Genomic DNA, 16,295 nt, shown 5'->3' on the forward strand with positions numbered 1-16,295 from the left:
GCCGCCGCGCTAGTTCGAAAAACGCAGCAGGAAGCTGAACGGCACCATCATCGCGCACGGCTGGCCCGCACAACGGCCCGGCGTATATTTGAGCAGCATCAGCATGGACGCCGCCAGCTTGCCCGACTCGCTGTCCGGACTTTTCAGCAGGGTCACATTCTGCGCCACGCCATGTTCATCCACGCTGACATTGGCGCGCAATTTGCCCGTGGCCTCCTTGTACGAAATCAGACGGCCCATGGCACGCGAGATCTCCAGCATGCCTTTCTCCGGATAGGGTGGCACGTCGCCATCCTGTAATACCTTGTAGTACCGTTTGACAAACGATTGCTGCTCCGGCGTCATCTCGGCATAGGACTTTTCCGGCGGCACCACATACCGCGAGCCCATGACCGGACGGATGTTCGAGCCGATCGGCGCGTCCTGCGCCTTGAGGCTGTACAGCGTGGGCGCCTCAGGCTTTTCCGCCTGCGCCGTCAACTGGAAGCTGCCATTGAAGCGGGCCTTCAGCACCTGCCCGTTGGGATACAGTATCTCGCCGTCGCCGACCGGCTTGCCCTCGTGCCAGGGGCCCCGATAAGCACCGCCCAGCGCGAATGTCATGGTGCCACTGCCTTCCGGGCCATGGCGCCAGCCGCCCTCATAATGATCGCCGCCGTCATAGACGGCCTTGACGTTGCCGACGGGCTTGCCCTGTTCGAAGTTGGCTTCCAGCTTATCCCCGTCTTTAAAGATCACCACGCCGGGACCGTGCAGCAGGCCATCCTGGTAGTTCCCTTCATGCAGGCTGCCGTCGGCCCACTGCGCAATGCCCGCGCCCTCCGGCACGCCTTTGCTCAGCGCGCCCTCATAACGTTCCGTTGCCTTGCCGTCCTTGCTCCACTGCAAAGCACCAGGCCCGCTCGCATAGCCATCCTTGCAGGCGCCATTCCAGTACGCCACATGCCCGGCCACCCGTGCGTGCCCGGCAACGCGGCAGTCCGCCTTGCCCGCATAGATGAGGTCAGCGGCACCGGCGCTGGACGCGCACAGCAAGACGATCAGGGAAAGCGGTTTTTTCATATCATCCTTGCAATATTTTTGATTGCCACAGACTAACATGCCCGAGTTAATGGAAAATACGCGCATTCTCACGCGGCGCACTGCATTCCATGCTCCTTCGTGTCCAGCCTTACAGCTTTTTTTGCAGGAATTCCAGGAAACAGCTGATGCGCTGCGCCAGCTGCGTGTTGCGGTAGTAGACGGCGTGGATCTGCTGGCGGTAGCCCGTATAGAACGGCTGCAGCACTTTCACCAGGCGGCCGGCGGCGATGTCGCCCTTCGTCATGAAGTCGGACAGGCAGACGATGCCCTGGTCGTGCAGGGCCAGCTGGCGCAGGGTTTCGCCGCTGGAGGCCGCCAGCGCGGGCACGATCTGCAGGCTGTTGCCGGCGTCATGGCGCAGGGGCCAGTTGTTGCCCAGGTCGTACTGGGCAAAGCCCAGCAGCGCGTGGCCGGACAGCGCTTCCGGCGTGGCCGGTTCACCGTGGCGCGCCAGGTAGGCGGGCGTGGCCAGCACGTGCAGCGGGCTGGAAGTCAAGGCGCGCGCATGCAGGGTCGAGTCGACCAGGGCGCCGATGCGGATGGCGATATCGGTGCGATGCTCGAGCAGGTCGGCGATCTGGTCGTTGCTGGTCAATTCCAGGCGGATGTCCGGATACATGGCGCGAAATTCCGCCACGTGCGGCACCACGCTATGGAGCATGAAGGGCGAGGCGGCATCGACGGACAGGCGCCCGGCCGGCTTCTGGCGGCGGATGCGGATCGACTCTTCCACGTCTTCCATCGAGGCGAGAATGGCGCGCGCCTTGTCCAGGAACAGCTGCCCTTCTTCCGTCAGCTCCATGCGCCGCGTCGTGCGCGTCAGCAGCGAGGTGGCCAGCTTGTCTTCCAGCCGCGACAGGGCCCGGCTGACGCCGGACGTGGTTTGTCCCAGGTGCACGGCGGCCGCGCTCAGGGTGCCGCTGTCGATGACGGTGACGAAGATTTTCAGGTCGTCCGAATTGATATCCATTGTTGCCTTATTATTGCCTGCGCTTCACATATCGCGCCATTATAATGGAACCATGGCAACAGTGAGGGCAAGCAACAACGTCAGGCAACGTAGAACAAAATGGCGACAAAATGGCAGCTACTGCCGGCCAGCACGAACAGGTGCCAGATGCCGTGGCCATGGCGCAGCTTGTGGTCGGTGGCATAGAAAGCGATGCCGCCCGTGTAGCACAGGCCGCCCGCCACCAGCCACAGGAAACCGTTCCACTCGAGCGCCGCCAGCAGCGGCTTGATGCCGATGACGATCAGCCAGCCCATGGCCACGTAAATCACCAGCGACAGGATGCGCGCGCCTTTCGCGTACACATATTCCTGCACGATGCCAAACAGGGCCAGGCCCCAGACGACGCCGAACAGCGACCAGCCCCACGGCCCGCGCAGGGTCACCAGCATGAATGGCGTGTAAGTTCCCGCAATGAGCAGGTAAATGGCGCAGTGGTCGAGCCGCTGCAGCACGGCCTTGGCCTTGCCGCGCACGCTGTGGTACAGGGTGGAAGTCAGGTACAAGGTCAGCAGCATGGCCGCATACACGCTGCAGCTGACGATTTTCCAGGCGTCGCCCGTGCGGGCCGCCACGACGATCAGGATGACGCCGCCGATGGCCGCCAGCGCGGCGCCCACCGTATGGGAAATACTGTTGAAGCGTTCGCCGTGGTACATAGCTTAATACCGCTTTGCCAAGACACAGCAGGTATCCGGGGTCAGACCCGTCGGGACTCGGCGTCCCCGTCCGACCCCAGCCCTTGCGTTGGGGGCGTCAATCAAGCCTCTTCCGCCTTCTTGCGCGCGGGACGGCGCGCCGGTGTCTTGCGCGGCGCCTTGGCTGGCTTGTCTTCCGCTACAGGCGCGGTTTCCACCGGCGCAGCCTCAATCACTTCGGCTACGACGTCGACCGCCTTCTTGGCCGGCTTCTTCGCCGCTGCCGCCTTGCGGGCCGGCGTGCGCGGCTTGGCCTTCGGCTTGGCTTCGGCGACGGCTTCCACGATCGCTTCAACTACCGGCTCAGGCATGGCTTCCACCACCGGCGCCACCTCGACTTCGACCACTTCGGCGCGCGCTTCGCGGGCGCCATCGCCATTCTTGCGGCCGCCGCGGCCGTTGCGGCGCGAACCGCGCTTGGCGTTGCCTTCTTCGGCCATTATTTCCACAACCTCGGCTACCTCGTGCTGTACTTCCGGTTGCGGCGCCGGCGCATACTGCTCGACGACGACGGCTTCGGCGTCGGCCACAGGCACGAAGGCCTGTGGCGCGGACTCGCCGCGGCGCTGTTCGTTCTGCTTGCGGCCGCCACGGCCATTGCGGCGCGAATCGCGGCGGCTGCCGCCTTCGCGCTGATTGCCCTCTTCCGCCGCCACGCCGGACTCGCCGGTGACGATGGCTTCGCTGGCGACTTCCCCGTTCACGGGCGCGGCGACAGGCACCAGGCCGCTGCTGCGATACACATAGGCGCCCGATTTTTCATCGCGGCCAAATTCCAGCAAGCCGCGCGTCTGCGCTTCTTCCAGCAGATTGCCGAAGGTGCGGAAACCATAGTACGACTCGCTGAAGTCCGGCTTGCGGCGCTTGATCGCTTCTTTCAGCATCGAGGCCCAGATCTTGCCGCTGTCGCCGCGTTCCGAGACCAGCGCGTCGAAGGTGGCAACGGCCATCTCGATCGCTTCCGTCTTGCGCGACTCGTATTTTTCCTTGCGGCGCACTTCTTCGTCGGGCGAACGCTTGGCCGCCGGAGTTTCGCGCGCGTCGCGCTTGGCGGCCGTGCGGCGGCTCTCGCGCACGAGGTCATCGTAGAAAATGAATTCGTCGCAGTTGGCCACCAGCAGGTCGGAGGTCGACTGCTTGACGCCCACGCCGATCACCTGCTTGGCGTTTTCGCGCAGTTTCGACACGAGGGGCGAAAAGTCGGAATCGCCGCTGATGATGACGAAGGTGTTGACGTGGGCCTTGGTGTAGCACAGGTCCAGCGCATCGACCACGAGGCGGATGTCGGCCGAATTCTTGCCGGACTGGCGCACATGGGGAATTTCGATCAGTTCGAAGTTCGCCTCATGCATGGTGCCCTTGAAACTTTTATAACGGTCCCAGTCGCAATATGCCTTCTTGACAACAATACTGCCTTTGAGCAGCAAGCGTTCGAGGATGGGCTTGATATCGAATTTTTCGTAATTTGCATCTCGCACGCCGAGCGCGACGTTCTCGAAGTCGCAAAACACGGCCATGCTGAGGTTTTCTGGGGATGACGCCATAAGGGTGAATTCTCGCTGATGATAAGGGCGGACGGGAAGCGCAACGCCTCCCTTTTCGCCTAGTATATTCGCCCATCCCCCGTTTCGGCGACAACTATCGTGCGCGGGGGCCTATTGCGCGCCGCCGGCGGCGCTCGCGCTGGCGCCGGCGACGGGCCAGACAACGCTTTCATCGACCGAATACAGCTGGCATGGCAGGCTGCTGCTGCGCTGGCACGAAGCGAGTGCGCGCACATCGGGGCTTTCGCCCTCCTCGGCCCAGCCCCAGGCGCCGCTGGCCGACAAGGCAAAGGCGCGCGGCGCGGTTTTCTCCAGGAAGACGCGATAGGCCGCGCGGCCCTGCTCTTCCAGGTAAGGCACGGCGGCGATATCGTCCTGCGGCGCGAAATGCGTGGCGGGCGGCGACGGCGCATCGGCCACGCGGTAGACCTGGCGCACCGGCATGCCGATTTTTTGCAGGAAGCGTTCGGTGGCGGGCAGCCACACGGCCACTCCATCGCGGCTGCCCAGGGTCAGGTGGGCGTCGCGCTTGAAAGGGCCATAGGCGACCAGTTGCGCCTGGCCGCCGGAGCCCGTAAACGAGCGAAACAGGCGCTGCGCCAGGGCCGGCCCGAAATAGGAATCGTTGGCGCCATACAGCCACAGGCTGGGAATGTGATTGTAGGCGCCCAGGGTGGCGAAGGTCTTGGCCAGCGCCCCTTGCCAGTCGCAGCCGGGCATGTCGACGCGTAAGCCGCCGGAAAAATTGAGCACGCCCCGTACGCCGGGCACCACCCGGGTGGCCAGCGCCAGCGCCGCGAGGCCGCCATACGACTGCCCTGCGACGACGATGCGCTGCGGGTCGACCCAGCTCTGGCGGCGCGCATACGCGAGCGCGGCCAGCATGTCGCGCGCCTGGCCCTGGGCGTTGCCCAGCATGTCGCAGCCGAAATCGCGGTAGGCGCCCGTGGAACGGGCAAAGCCGGCGCGCATGGGCAGCATCACCGCATAGCCGCGGCGCACGAATTCGGTGGCCATATAGATAAAGCGCTCGCGCTGCTGCAGCCGGGCCGGGCCGGCCTGCTTGCCATGATTCATCAGCAACAAGGGGAACGGGCCGGGGCCGGCGGGGCGGAACACCGTCGTTTCCAGCGCCTCGCGCAAGCCGTCGCCGGCCGGCACCATGATGACTTGCTCGTTCAGGCGCGCATCGAGCGGCAGCGGCGAGTGGGCAAGCTGGGCTTTCAGGGGCAGGCAAGGCAGACTGAGCAGCAAACCCAGGGAAATAGGGCGAAGCAGGTGAAAAATGGCGGACTCCGTGGATGACTTCCCTGCCAGTCTAGACAGTGAAATGCCACAGGACAATATAAAAAAATTACGTGACGCACATATTTTTTGCGGCAACCACTTGCGGAAAAAATGTTGCCTTGCACCACCACACTTTTTTCGCTGACGGGAGTAAACTGGGCGCCTACTGAAGGAGTTGCCATGTCCATATCCGCCCTCACCACCGGTACCTCGGGGCTGACCGCCAACCAGCGCGCGCTGGATGTGGCCGCCAACAATATCGCCAATGCGAATACGCCGGGCTTCCAGCCGCAGCAAGCCCAGTTCCAGGAAAGCAGCCCGGCCGGCACGGGCGTCACCCTCTCCGTCGAAGGGCGCAAGCTGGCCGCCAGCGAAAGCGTCAGCGGGGCCAATGCGAATGCGGCCAAGGCGGCGGAAAGCCGTCCGAACGGCGTGGGCCTGGCGTCCGAACTGACGGATAACCTCGTCTACAAGGCCGGTTTCAACCTGTCGGCGAATGTCGTCAAGGCAGCCGACCAGGCCCTGGGCAGCCTGATTGACGTCAAGACCTGACCGCAGCGACTATCGGCAAGATAGTCTGGTTTTTCATTTCCAGCACCAAAGGCGCCATCGCCGGCGTGATCAGCGCCAGCAGCCGTTCGGCCGGAATGCCGTCGCGCGCCTGCACCGACAGGCCATGCAGCAAGGCCGCATAGTAATCGCCCAGCGCCTGCACGTCCGCCTCCCCTTTTAATTCTCCCGCCAGCTGCGCCGCGCGCAGGCGCTCGATGACGGCTTGCGTGCGTGCGCGGCGGTGCTGCGCCAGCCAGTCGGCGATGCCCGCGTTTTCCGCGCTCGTGTTCGTGGCGGCCGTGACCACCATGCAGCCTTGCGGCTGGCCGCTGCGCGTGTACAGCAGCACGGCTTCTTCCAGCATGCGCGCCACGGCGTCGCGCACATTCAGGCTGGCCGCCAGCGCATGCACGGCAAACGCGCCTTCGCCCGTTTCATACAATTCCACGGCTTCGCGGAACAGCTGCTCCTTCGAGCCGAACGCCGCATAGATGCGCGCCGAGGCGATGCCCAGCGCCGCCACCAGGTCGGCCATCGATACGCCCTCGTAGCCGCGCGTCCAGAATGCGTCGCGCGCTTTTGCCAGCGCCAGCGCGCGGTCAAATTCCCTCGGTCTTCCTGCCATTTTCATCCTCTGCTTGCAAACTGGCGGCCAGTATAACGCCTGGCGTCGACGGCGCGTTCGCCAATTATTTTGCATGACCGCCTTGACCGAACAGAAAATTTCGCCTATTCTTTGTCGATCGACAAACAATAGGAGCCGATATGAAAACCATCCAAGGACCGAGCCTGCACCTGGCCCAATTCGCCGCCGACACGGCGCCCTTCAACACCCTGCCCGCCATCGCCGAGTGGGCGGCCGGCATGGGCTTCAAGGCCCTGCAGATTCCTGCCTGGGATGCGCGCCTGTTCGACGTGGCGCAGGCCGCGCACAGCCAGCAATACTGCGACGACCTGGTCGCCATGCTGGCGGGCCATGGCCTCGTCATCAGCGAACTGACGACGCACATCCTCGGCCAGCTGGTGGCCGTGCACCCGGCCTACGACGCGCTGTGCGACAGCTTCGCGCCGGCACACCTGCACGGCCAGCCAGAAGCGCGCACGGCGTGGGCCATCGAGCAAGTCAAGCTGGCGGCCATGGCCTCGAAACGCCTGGGCCTCACCGACATGGGCACGTTTTCCGGCTCGTTCGCCTGGCCCTACCTGTTCCCGTTCCCGCAGCGCCCGCCCGGCCTGATCGAGACGGCCTTCGACGAACTGGCGCGCCGCTGGCTGCCCATCCTTGACGTGTGCGAGGAACAGGGCGTCAACCTGTGCTACGAAATCCACCCGAGCGAAGACCTGCATGACGGCATCAGCTTCGAGATGTTTTATGAGCGCGTGGGCCGCCACCCGCGCTGCAAGATGCTGTTCGACCCCAGCCACTTCGTGCTGCAGCAGTTGAACTACCTGGAATTCATCGACATCTACAAGGACCACATCCGCATGTTCCATGTGAAGGATGCGGAGTTCAATCCGACGGGGCGGCAAGGCATCTACGGCGGCTACCAGTCGTGGGAAAACCGCACCGGGCGTTTCCGTTCGCTGGGCGACGGCCAGGTCGATTTCAAGGCGATCTTCTCGAAGATGGCGCAAAACGACTACGCGGGCTGGGCCACCCTGGAATGGGAATGCTGCCTGAAGGACCAGGAAACGGGTGCGCGCGAAGGCGTGGCTTTCATCAATGCCCACATCATTCCCGTCACGGACAAAATCTTCGACGACTTCGCCGGCGCCCCCGTCAGCGCGCAACAGATCCATCAATTGCTGGGCATCCAGCACAACTAATCAGGGAAACACCATGAACGAATTTACACATGATTACGTGCGCATCGATGGCCAGCGCCTGCATTGCGTCATCGCCGGCGCAGGCAAACCCGTGCTGCTGATCCCCGGCTGGCCGCAAACCTGGTATGCGTGGCGCCACGTGATGGCGGCACTGGCGGCCAACGGCTACCAGGCCATCGCCATCGACCCGCCCGGCAGCGGCCACTCCGACCGCCCGGCCGGCGGCTACGACACGGGCGCCGTGGCGACTACCCTGCACCGCGCCATGCTGGCCCTGGGCCATGCGCAGTACGATGTCGTCGGCCACGACATCGGCATGTGGGTCGGCTATGCGCTGGCCAGCGATTTTCCGCAGGCAGTGACGAAACTGGCGCTGACGGAAGCCGTCATTCCCGGCCTGGCGCCGGCGCCGCCGATTTTTGTCGCGCCGTCGGACAATATCTTCCTGTGGCACTTCATGTTCAACCAGGTGCTCGATTTGCCGGAAATGCTCACGGCAGGCAAGGAGCGCGAATACATCCGCTTCATCTTCGACCGCTGGTCGTACCGCCGCGACAAGGTGGCCGTCGACGTGTATGCGGACGCGTACGCCACGCCGGGCGCCCTGCGCGCCGGTTTCGCCTACTACCGCGCCATCCCCGAAACCATCCGGCAAAACCTCGAGCGGGCGAAAAACAGCCTGGCCATGCCTGTGCTGGCCATCGGCGCCGACCACGCGACCAACGACGCGCCCCTGCTGACCATGCAGGGCAAGGCGGACAATTTGCAAGGCGCCATCGTCGCCGAATGCGGCCACTTCATCATGGAAGAACAGCCGGAAGCGTTCATCGCCCATCTGCTGCCGTTCCTGGCCGGAGAAAAGTCAGGAAACAACGCGTGAGCCTCGATCCGCTGATCGCCGCCTGGCTGGAGGAAACAAAGGATGCGCCGCCGCCCGCCTCGCTGGCACACTTGCGCGCGGCCACGGAAACAGGCTTGCGCCAGCTGCACGGGCCACTGGAAGACGTCGCGGCCATCAAGGATTACGTGCTGCCCGGCGAGCATGCGCTGGCCGTGCGCGCCCATGTGCCGGCCGGCGCGCAGACGGGCCAGCCCATGCCCGCCATCGTCTTTGCGCACGGAGGCGGATGGTGTCTATGTTCGCTGGACCTGTACGACAATCCGTGCCGCGCGCTGGCCAACGCCACCGGCTGCGTGGTCTTTTCCGTGGACTACCGGCTGGCGCCCGAGCACAAGTTCCCCGTGCCGCTCGACGACTTTTACCGGGCGCTGTGCTGGGTCGCCGAGCATGCGGCGGCGCTGGGCATCGACGCGCGTCGGCTGGCCGTGGGCGGCGACAGCGCGGGCGGCAACTTGGCGGCCGCCGCCGCCCTGATGGCGCGCGACCAGGCCGGCCCCGCGCTGGCGCACCAGCTGCTGCTGTATCCGGCCCTCGATTTCGCCTTCGACACGCCGTCCTACCAGCGCCATGCGGAAGGCTTTTCATTGACCCGTGAAGCCATGCGCTTTTGCTGGTCGGCCTACCTGAACGAACCGGCCGACGGCGCGCATCCGTACGCGGCGCCATTGCGGGCCGCTTCATTCAAGGACTTGCCGCCGGCAACGGTGCTCGTGTGCGAATACGACCCGCTGCATGACGAAGGCGTGGCGTATGCGCGGCGGCTGCGCGACGGCGGTGTGGCCGCCGATTGCGTGCAACTGGAAGGCATGATCCACGCGTCCATGCACATGGCGGGCTTGACGCCAGCGGCGCGGGGATTGTTCGACGTGGCGGGACGGGCGATGAGGAAAGCACTAGCCATGTAAGAAGAACCGCCGCCGGGGATGGCTCCACGGCGGCGGTTCGTTTTTTTTACTCCACCAGCTTGCGCACCTCGATGGCGTTCAGCCACTTCAAATGGCGCGGCCCCGTGCGGATATCCTTGGCCGAGATCAGGCCGATCTCGCCATCGTTCTCGTCGAGCGCCTTGCCGTTTTTTTCGTAGTAGACGATCACGCCTTCGCCAGCCGGCGAGTTATACAGCTCGCCCCAGGAAAACACCACGGCATAACCATCGGTGGCCGTGGCGATGATGGCGAGCTTCTTGACGTCGTTGTGGCCGGGCGCATCGAGCGCCGCCTTGTCGAGGATGTCGCGCAGGCGCACGCCACGATAACTGGTGATGGTCTCGGCCTTGTCGCCATTGTGGCGCGTGACGGCAAGCTCGCCGCCATTGGCCGGCGGCAGCTGACGCAAGTCCGCCACCTTCAGGGTCAATGGCGTTGCCACCTTGCCCGTCACGGTGAGCGCGTGGCTCATATGCTCGCGCGCCGGTGCCGGGTCGGCCCACGCGGGCGCCGCCAGCAGCCCGGCCGAAGCCAAACCAAGGAATATTTTCTTCAACATGCTGTGTCCTTTCATGGAACGATCAAAAAATCAGAACTGATACTGCGCATTGGCCAGCCACGTGCGGCCCGCGCCGGGAAAACCGTCGGCCAGCGCGTAGTTGCGGTCAGCCAGGTTGCTCACGCCCGCTTCCAGGGTCAAGGCCGGCAAGGGCCGGTACACGGCCTTCAGGTTCAGCGTCGCAAAGCCGCCAAGTTCCAGCGTGTTCGAGACCCAGCGTCCGCTGTTCGCTTCCGCGATGGCCACCACGTCGACCTGGCGCGCCGCATGCAGCACGGCGTGCGCCGTCAGCTTGTGGCGCGGCACATCCGTCAAACGGATGGCGCGGTCGCTGACATTTTTCATGTCCGTGTACGTGTAGTTGCCGCCGAAATCGAGCCAGGCGCCGGCGCGTCCGCGCAAGCCCAGCTCCACGCCGCTGATGTGCGCCCTGCCCGCGTTGCGCGTCTGCGCGCGCACGCCAGAGACATTCGCCACGCTCTGGATCTTGTCCTTCACGTCGCTGTAGAACAGCGCCGCTTCCAGGCTGGTGCCCTGCGCGTTTCCTTGATATCCCACCTCATAATTGAGCGCCTCCTCGGCGCGCAGGTTCGGGTTTTCAATATATGTGCCCAGGCGCTGCGAGTAGCGGTCCTTCAGGGTCGGCAGGCGCGACTTGCGCGCCACGGTGGCGTACACGCGCGACTCTGGCGCCATCTTGTGGAACAGGCCAGCCTGCAGGTCGGTGGCCGACTGATTGCCCGGCAAGGTATAGGCGTTGCCGGCGCTGTCAACCGTGTCCGGGCGCAGGGCATTGCGCGATACGCCCAGCGACAGCTGCGTCGCTCCGCTCAGGGCGATGCTGTCTTCCGCACCCAGGGTCCACAGGGCATCCTTGTACCAGCTGGTGCGCACGCCATTGCCATCGCGTTCCTGGTGCTCGTCGGCCTTGTAGCTGGCCACAAAACGCAGGCTGTGCGCGGCCAGGCGGAACGATTCGAGTTCCACGGCGCCGCCGTTGGTGCGGTCGTTGTAGATGCTGCGCCCGCCGCTGACGCTGCCCTGGCCGCTGGTCTTCAAGACCGTGTAGCTGCCGTTCGTGTACGAGACGATTTAATTGTCGTAGCTGTCGTGGTACAGGCGCAGTTTCAAACGCTCGGCCTCGCCCAGGCGCGTCTGCGAAACAAAATACACGCTTTCCTTGTTCCAGTACGGCCATTGCCAGTAGCGCGCGCCCACGGGATTCGTCGATGGCGGCTGGCCCTTTTCGCCATGCTGCTTGTAGTAGCTGAGGGCATACTCATCACCAACCACAGGCGTGTAACCCACCTTGAACGACAGCTTGTGATCCTTGCGATATGAGTTGTTACGCATGCCGCCGTCTTCCGTGGCCGTGGGGCGGAAGTCGGACGACAGGGGAAAACCATCGCTGTCGATGTAGGACACGCCCGCCTGCAGATACCACAGGCCCTGGTTCGTGCCCACGTTGGCCGACACCTGGCGCTCGCTGCCCGAGCCGAAGCCCACGGACGCGTCACCTTCCGTCAAAGCTGTCGGCTTGCGCGACACCAGGTTGATGGCGCCGCCCAGGGTATTGGCGCCATACGCCACGGAACTGTAGCCTTTCGCCACCTGGATGGCGGCCAGGTCGCCAGTCGTGAAGCGGTTGAAATCGACATAGCCGTCATACGGCACGTAGACGGGAATGCCGTCGATATACAGCGGCACCTGGCGCGCATCGAAGCCGCGGATGGCGACGGTTTTTTCGTTGCGCGCATTCGTCGACAGGGACACGCCGGACAGCAGATTCAAGGCGTCGCCCACGTTGTCGCGGTTGAAGCGGCGCATCTGGGCGCGGCTCACTTGCGTCCCCACTTGCTGTTCCATTGCGCCAGCCTGCTCGCGCTGGCCGACCACCGTCACCGTGCCCAGCACGAACGGCGCCGCCGCATCGACGTCTTCCATGCCGGCGGCCTGCTGCGCCAGCGCCAGCATCACGGCGCCCGCCATTACCTGTTTCACCATCGTCATCTTGTTCTCTTCCGTTATATATTGCTCTATATAGCGACATGCAAAAAATCGGCCGCTTCTGCGACGGCCATCACGCAACAGCGCAATATACAGACGTATATAGCGATGCTCAAGCAGCAAGGCCGAAAACCGCTGCGCAGGTCAATTTTCCAGGTATTTTTCATGCACCGCAGCATTTCGCTGTGCGAACGAATGTTTCACAAAACGGTTGACACGCACAATTTGGCTAGGCAAACTGATTTCCAGGGAGCCTGAAAATGAATGCAAATATGACAAATATTCAGACCGCAGCAGATCCGGAACTGATCGTCTTCAGCGACGACGAGGAAGGCAAAGACCGCCAGTTCGTCAACGCGCTGGCGCGCGGGCTGGAAGTGCTCCGTTGCTTCCGACCCGGCGAAGTCTATCTGTCGAACGCGGACATGGCCAAGCGCACGGGCATCCCGAAGCCGACCATCTCTCGCCTTACCTACACCCTCACCAAACTCGGCTACCTCAATTATTCGGACAGCCTGGGCAAGTACCAGCTGGGCGCCGGCGTGCTGGCCCTCGGTTACCGCATGCTGTCGAACCTCGACGTGCGCAAGATGGCGCGCCCGCTGATGGAGGAACTGGCCGAACATGCGCAGGCATCCGTATCGCTGGGCACGCGCGACCGCCTCAGCATGGTCTACGTGGAAACCTGCCGCAGCAGCGCCAACGTCACTTTGCGCCTCGACGTCGGCTCGCGCATTCCCCTGATGACGACGGCCATGGGCAAGGCCCTGCTGTGCATCCTGCCGCAGGCCGAACGCGACTACCTGATGGACCACGCCAGGGTGCACGAGACGGAACGCTGGCCGCGCATCAAGGCCGGCATCGAACAAGGCTTCAAGGATTACCAGGACCGGGGTTTTTGCATCTCGGCCGGCGAGTGGCAGAACGACGTGCATGCCGTGGGCGTGCCCATGCTGGGCGCCGACGGCGAACAGGTGATGGCCTTCAATTGCGGCGGCCCCGCCTTTTTGCTTTCGCGTGAAAAACTCGAAACGGACCTGGGACCGCGCCTGGTGGCCCTCGTCAAGACAGTGGAAAAAAACCTGGGCCGCGGTTAGACTGCGCGCCCCCTCTCAACGATAGCTCAAATCAAAGCGCCGAGGAAATCGATGATACGCGACGAAGAAACCCTGAACATCCTGCTCGACAGCATCGCCCGTTTCGTGCGCGAAGTGCTGGTGCCGAACGAGGCGCTGGTGGCCGAAACGGATACGATCCCGCCCGCCATCGTGGCGCAGATGCGCGAGCTGGGCCTGTTCGGCCTGTCCATTCCCGAAGCCTACGGCGGCCTGGAACTGAGCATGGAAGAGGAAGTGCGGGTCGCCTTTGAAATCGCCCGCACCTCGCCCGCCTTCCGCTCGCTGATCGGCACGAACAACGGCATCGGCTCGCAAGGCATCGTGATCGACGGCACGGAAGCGCAAAAACAATATTATCTGCCCAAGCTGGCGGCCGGAGAGATCATCGGCTCCTTCGCCCTGACGGAAGCGGGATCGGGGTCGGATGCGGCCTCGCTGCGCACGACGGCCGTGCGCGACGGCGACTTCTATATCCTCAACGGCAGCAAGCGCTATATCACCAACGCGCCCGAAGCAAGCATCTTTACCGTCATGGCGCGCACGGACCCCGTCAAGCGCGGCGCCTCGGCCATTTCCGCCTTCATCGTGGAAAAGGATACGCCGGGCCTTTCACTCGGCAAGATTGACAGGAAGATGGGCCAGCAGGGCGCGCATACCTGCGACGTCATCTTTGAAAATTGCCGTGTCCCGGCCGCCAACGTCATCGGCGGCAAGGAAGGCGTGGGCTTCAAGACAGCCATGAAGGTGCTCGACAAGGGACGCCTGCACATCGCCGCCGTCTGCGTGGGCGCGGCCGAACGCATGCTGGCCGACGCCCTCGCCTACGCCATGGAGCGCCAGCAGTTCGGCCAGCCCATCGCGGAATTCCAGCTGATCCAGGCCATGCTGGCCGACAGCAAGGCGGAAATCTATGCGGCGCGCAGCATGGTGCTCGACGCGGCGCGCCGGCGCGACAACAAGGAAGATATTTCGACGGAAGCATCGTGCTGCAAGCTGTTCGCTTCCGAAATGTGCGGCCGCGTGGCCGACCGCTCCGTGCAGATCCACGGCGGCGCGGGATACATCAGCGAATACGCGGCCGAACGCTTCTACCGCGACGTGCGCCTGTTCCGCATTTATGAGGGTACGACGCAGATCCAGCAGATCGTCATCGCCCGCAACATGATCAAGGCAGCGCAAAAGTGAAGGAGGCCGCGATGGACATCCCTTCCCTGCTGGCCGGCCTGCCGGCGCGCCTGTCGGCCATCCCCGCCTACTGGGCCGCGCGCGCGCCCGATGCGCCGGCGCTGCACGAAGGGGGCCGCCACTGGACCTATGCGCAGCTGCAGCAGAGTGTAGAAGACGCAGCGCAGTTGCTGCGCCAGCTCGGTGTGCGCGCCGGCGACCGCCTGATGGTGGTGGGCGAAAACGGCGCGCTGCAGGTGGCGCTGATTTTCGCGGCCGCCAGCATCGATGCGTGGATCGTCAACGTCAATGCACGGCTGTCGGCGCGCGAGATCGACACCATCGCCGCGCATTCCAGCGCACGGCGCGTGCTGTTCCTGGCCGGCGCCTCGCCGGAAGCGGCCGCGCATGCGGCGCGTCGCGGCGCCAGCCCCGTCACCGTCGATGGCGTGGGCGAGCTGCTGGCGGGCGAATTGAACGCCGCTGCCATCGCGGAAGACACGGTTCCCGGCAACGAACAGGTGGCCGCGCTGATCTACACGACGGGCACCACGGGCCAGTCAAAAGGCGTGATGCTCACGCACCGCAACCTGCTGTTCATCGCCGCCGTCTCCAGCACCTTGCGGGGATTGACGCGCACCGACCGCGCCTACGGCGTGCTGCCGATTTCGCACGTGTACGGCCTGGCCTCGGTGGCTCTGGGCACCCTGTATGCGGGCGCCGCTTTGTATCTGGTGCCGCGCTTTTCCGTCGATGGCCTGCTGGCCGCATTGAAAGACGATGAGTTGACCATCGTGCAGGGCGTGCCCGCCATGTACGCCAAGCTGCTGCAAACCCTGGGCGGCGCGGAGACTCCCCTGCCGACGCGGCTGCGCTTTGCGTACGCGGGGGGCTCGCCGCTGGCGCCGTCGCTCAAGCACGAGGTGGAAAAGCTGCTGGGGACGGCCTTGCACAACGGGTATGGCATGACGGAAAGCGCGCCCACCATCAGCCAGACGCGCCTGGAAGCGCCGCGCCTCGACGATTCCGTCGGCACGCCGATCCCGGGCGTGGAAGTGCGCGTGGTGGACGTGGCCGGCCTGGACGTGGCGCCGGGCGAGCCAGGAGAATTATGGATACGCGGGCCGAACATCATGGCCGGCTATTACCGCGAGCCGGCCATGACGGCGGCCACCATGCGCGATGGCGGCTGGCTCAACACAGGCGACATGGCACGCCAGGACCCTGACGGCGCGCTGTTCATCGTGGGCCGCACCAAGGAACTGATCATCCGCTCCGGCTTCAATGTGTATCCGCTGGAAGTGGAAGCGGCGCTCAACGCCCACGCTTCCGTGGTGCAGTCGGCTGTGGTGGGACGCACCCTGGACGATGGCAACGAGGACGTCATCGCCTACGTGGAACTGGACCCGCGCCAGCCCGCCAGCGTGGCAGAATTGCAGGCCTGGCTGGCGCAGACGCTGTCGCCGTACAAGTGCCCGTCCGCCATCATCGTCATGGAAGCGCTGCCGGCGGCCGCCACGGGCAAGATTTTAAAGGGGCAGCTGCGGCAAATGGCGCAGAATGCACGATAAGTTGACCATGCAGTACCAGACACGACAATAAAACCAAGCCACATCACCG

The 16,295-nt window shown here is 64.3% G+C and carries 16 protein-coding genes; 7 read left to right on the forward strand and 9 right to left on the reverse strand.

What is annotated here, in order from left to right; genetic code table 11:
* Positions 1 to 9: 9 nt before the first annotated feature.
* The 5 genes from GYK42_RS12455 to GYK42_RS12475 all read right to left on the reverse strand — a co-directional run bounded on the left by GYK42_RS12455 (position 10) and on the right by GYK42_RS12475 (position 5,588).
* Positions 10 to 1,062, reverse strand: a complete 1,053-nt coding sequence (locus tag GYK42_RS12455; RefSeq protein WP_166447753.1) for an MORN repeat-containing protein — start codon at positions 1,060 to 1,062, stop codon at positions 10 to 12.
* 109 nt (positions 1,063 to 1,171) lie between these two features.
* Positions 1,172 to 2,053, reverse strand: coding sequence for a LysR family transcriptional regulator (locus GYK42_RS12460; RefSeq protein ID WP_166447754.1), 882 nt, complete (start codon positions 2,051 to 2,053; stop codon positions 1,172 to 1,174).
* Between the two features lie 80 nt (positions 2,054 to 2,133).
* Positions 2,134 to 2,751, reverse strand: coding sequence for a PAQR family membrane homeostasis protein TrhA (gene trhA / locus GYK42_RS12465; protein WP_152252413.1), 618 nt, complete (start codon positions 2,749 to 2,751; stop codon positions 2,134 to 2,136).
* Positions 2,752 to 2,852: 101 nt separating this feature from the next.
* Entirely contained in the window at positions 2,853 to 4,334 is a 1,482-nt protein-coding gene (locus GYK42_RS12470) for an NYN domain-containing protein (RefSeq protein ID WP_166447755.1), read from the reverse strand.
* 111 nt (positions 4,335 to 4,445) lie between these two features.
* Positions 4,446 to 5,588: a dienelactone hydrolase family protein gene (locus GYK42_RS12475; RefSeq protein WP_240943572.1), complete on the reverse strand. Its 1,143-nt coding sequence runs from the start codon at positions 5,586 to 5,588 to the stop codon at positions 4,446 to 4,448.
* Between the two features lie 213 nt (positions 5,589 to 5,801).
* Between GYK42_RS12475 and GYK42_RS12480 the strand changes: the two genes are divergently transcribed.
* Positions 5,802 to 6,173: a flagellar basal body protein gene (locus GYK42_RS12480; RefSeq protein WP_035817718.1), complete on the forward strand. Its 372-nt coding sequence runs from the start codon at positions 5,802 to 5,804 to the stop codon at positions 6,171 to 6,173.
* On the opposite strand, the gene GYK42_RS12485 is transcribed toward GYK42_RS12480, so the two are convergent.
* Positions 6,163 to 6,798, reverse strand: coding sequence for a TetR/AcrR family transcriptional regulator (locus tag GYK42_RS12485; RefSeq protein ID WP_166447756.1), 636 nt, complete (start codon positions 6,796 to 6,798; stop codon positions 6,163 to 6,165). The two genes, GYK42_RS12480 and GYK42_RS12485, sit on opposite strands and share 11 nt — an antisense overlap.
* Positions 6,799 to 6,938: 140 nt before the next feature.
* Here GYK42_RS12485 and GYK42_RS12490 point away from each other — a divergent pair, with 140 nt between their 5' ends.
* The 3 genes from GYK42_RS12490 to GYK42_RS12500 are packed head-to-tail and all read left to right on the forward strand — an operon-like array spanning position 6,939 to position 9,806.
* Positions 6,939 to 8,000: a sugar phosphate isomerase/epimerase family protein gene (locus GYK42_RS12490; RefSeq protein WP_166447757.1), complete on the forward strand. Its 1,062-nt coding sequence runs from the start codon at positions 6,939 to 6,941 to the stop codon at positions 7,998 to 8,000.
* Positions 8,001 to 8,013: 13 nt separating this feature from the next.
* Complete coding sequence (locus GYK42_RS12495; protein WP_166447758.1) at positions 8,014 to 8,880, forward strand: alpha/beta fold hydrolase; 867 nt, start codon at positions 8,014 to 8,016, stop codon at positions 8,878 to 8,880.
* A complete protein-coding gene (locus GYK42_RS12500) occupies positions 8,877 to 9,806 on the forward strand; it encodes an alpha/beta hydrolase (RefSeq protein ID WP_346768087.1) in 930 nt (309 codons plus the stop codon). The genes GYK42_RS12495 and GYK42_RS12500 overlap by 4 nt, the downstream gene beginning before the upstream one ends.
* A gap of 46 nt (positions 9,807 to 9,852) precedes the next feature.
* Here GYK42_RS12500 and GYK42_RS12505 read toward each other — a convergent pair whose 3' ends face one another.
* Genes GYK42_RS12505 through GYK42_RS29280 form a run of 3 tightly spaced genes read right to left on the reverse strand, consistent with a single transcriptional unit; the run spans position 9,853 to position 12,396 of the window.
* A complete protein-coding gene (locus GYK42_RS12505) occupies positions 9,853 to 10,386 on the reverse strand; it encodes a molybdopterin-dependent oxidoreductase (protein ID WP_166447760.1) in 534 nt (177 codons plus the stop codon).
* Positions 10,387 to 10,416: 30 nt separating this feature from the next.
* On the reverse strand, positions 10,417 to 11,445 hold the full coding sequence (locus GYK42_RS29275) for a TonB-dependent receptor domain-containing protein (protein WP_240943573.1): 1,029 nt from the start codon (positions 11,443 to 11,445) through the stop codon (positions 10,417 to 10,419).
* A 33-nt stretch (positions 11,446 to 11,478) separates the two neighbouring features.
* Positions 11,479 to 12,396 carry a TonB-dependent receptor plug domain-containing protein gene (locus GYK42_RS29280; RefSeq protein ID WP_240943574.1) on the reverse strand — a complete coding sequence of 306 codons (918 nt, stop codon included), beginning with the start codon at positions 12,394 to 12,396 and terminating at the stop codon, positions 11,479 to 11,481.
* Positions 12,397 to 12,665: 269 nt separating this feature from the next.
* On the opposite strand from GYK42_RS29280, the gene GYK42_RS12515 reads away from it, so the two are divergent.
* Genes GYK42_RS12515 through GYK42_RS12525 form a run of 3 tightly spaced genes read left to right on the forward strand, consistent with a single transcriptional unit; the run spans position 12,666 to position 16,246 of the window.
* On the forward strand, positions 12,666 to 13,490 hold the full coding sequence (locus GYK42_RS12515; protein WP_166447761.1) for an IclR family transcriptional regulator: 825 nt from the start codon (positions 12,666 to 12,668) through the stop codon (positions 13,488 to 13,490).
* 51 nt (positions 13,491 to 13,541) lie between these two features.
* Complete coding sequence (locus GYK42_RS12520) at positions 13,542 to 14,696, forward strand: acyl-CoA dehydrogenase family protein (RefSeq protein ID WP_166447762.1); 1,155 nt, start codon at positions 13,542 to 13,544, stop codon at positions 14,694 to 14,696.
* Between the two features lie 11 nt (positions 14,697 to 14,707).
* A complete protein-coding gene (locus GYK42_RS12525; protein ID WP_166447763.1) occupies positions 14,708 to 16,246 on the forward strand; it encodes a class I adenylate-forming enzyme family protein in 1,539 nt (512 codons plus the stop codon).
* Positions 16,247 to 16,295 lie beyond the last annotated feature (49 nt).

The sequence above is a fragment of the Janthinobacterium lividum genome (assembly GCF_011601275.1).
GTDB lineage: Bacteria > Pseudomonadota > Gammaproteobacteria > Burkholderiales > Burkholderiaceae_D > Janthinobacterium > Janthinobacterium lividum_E.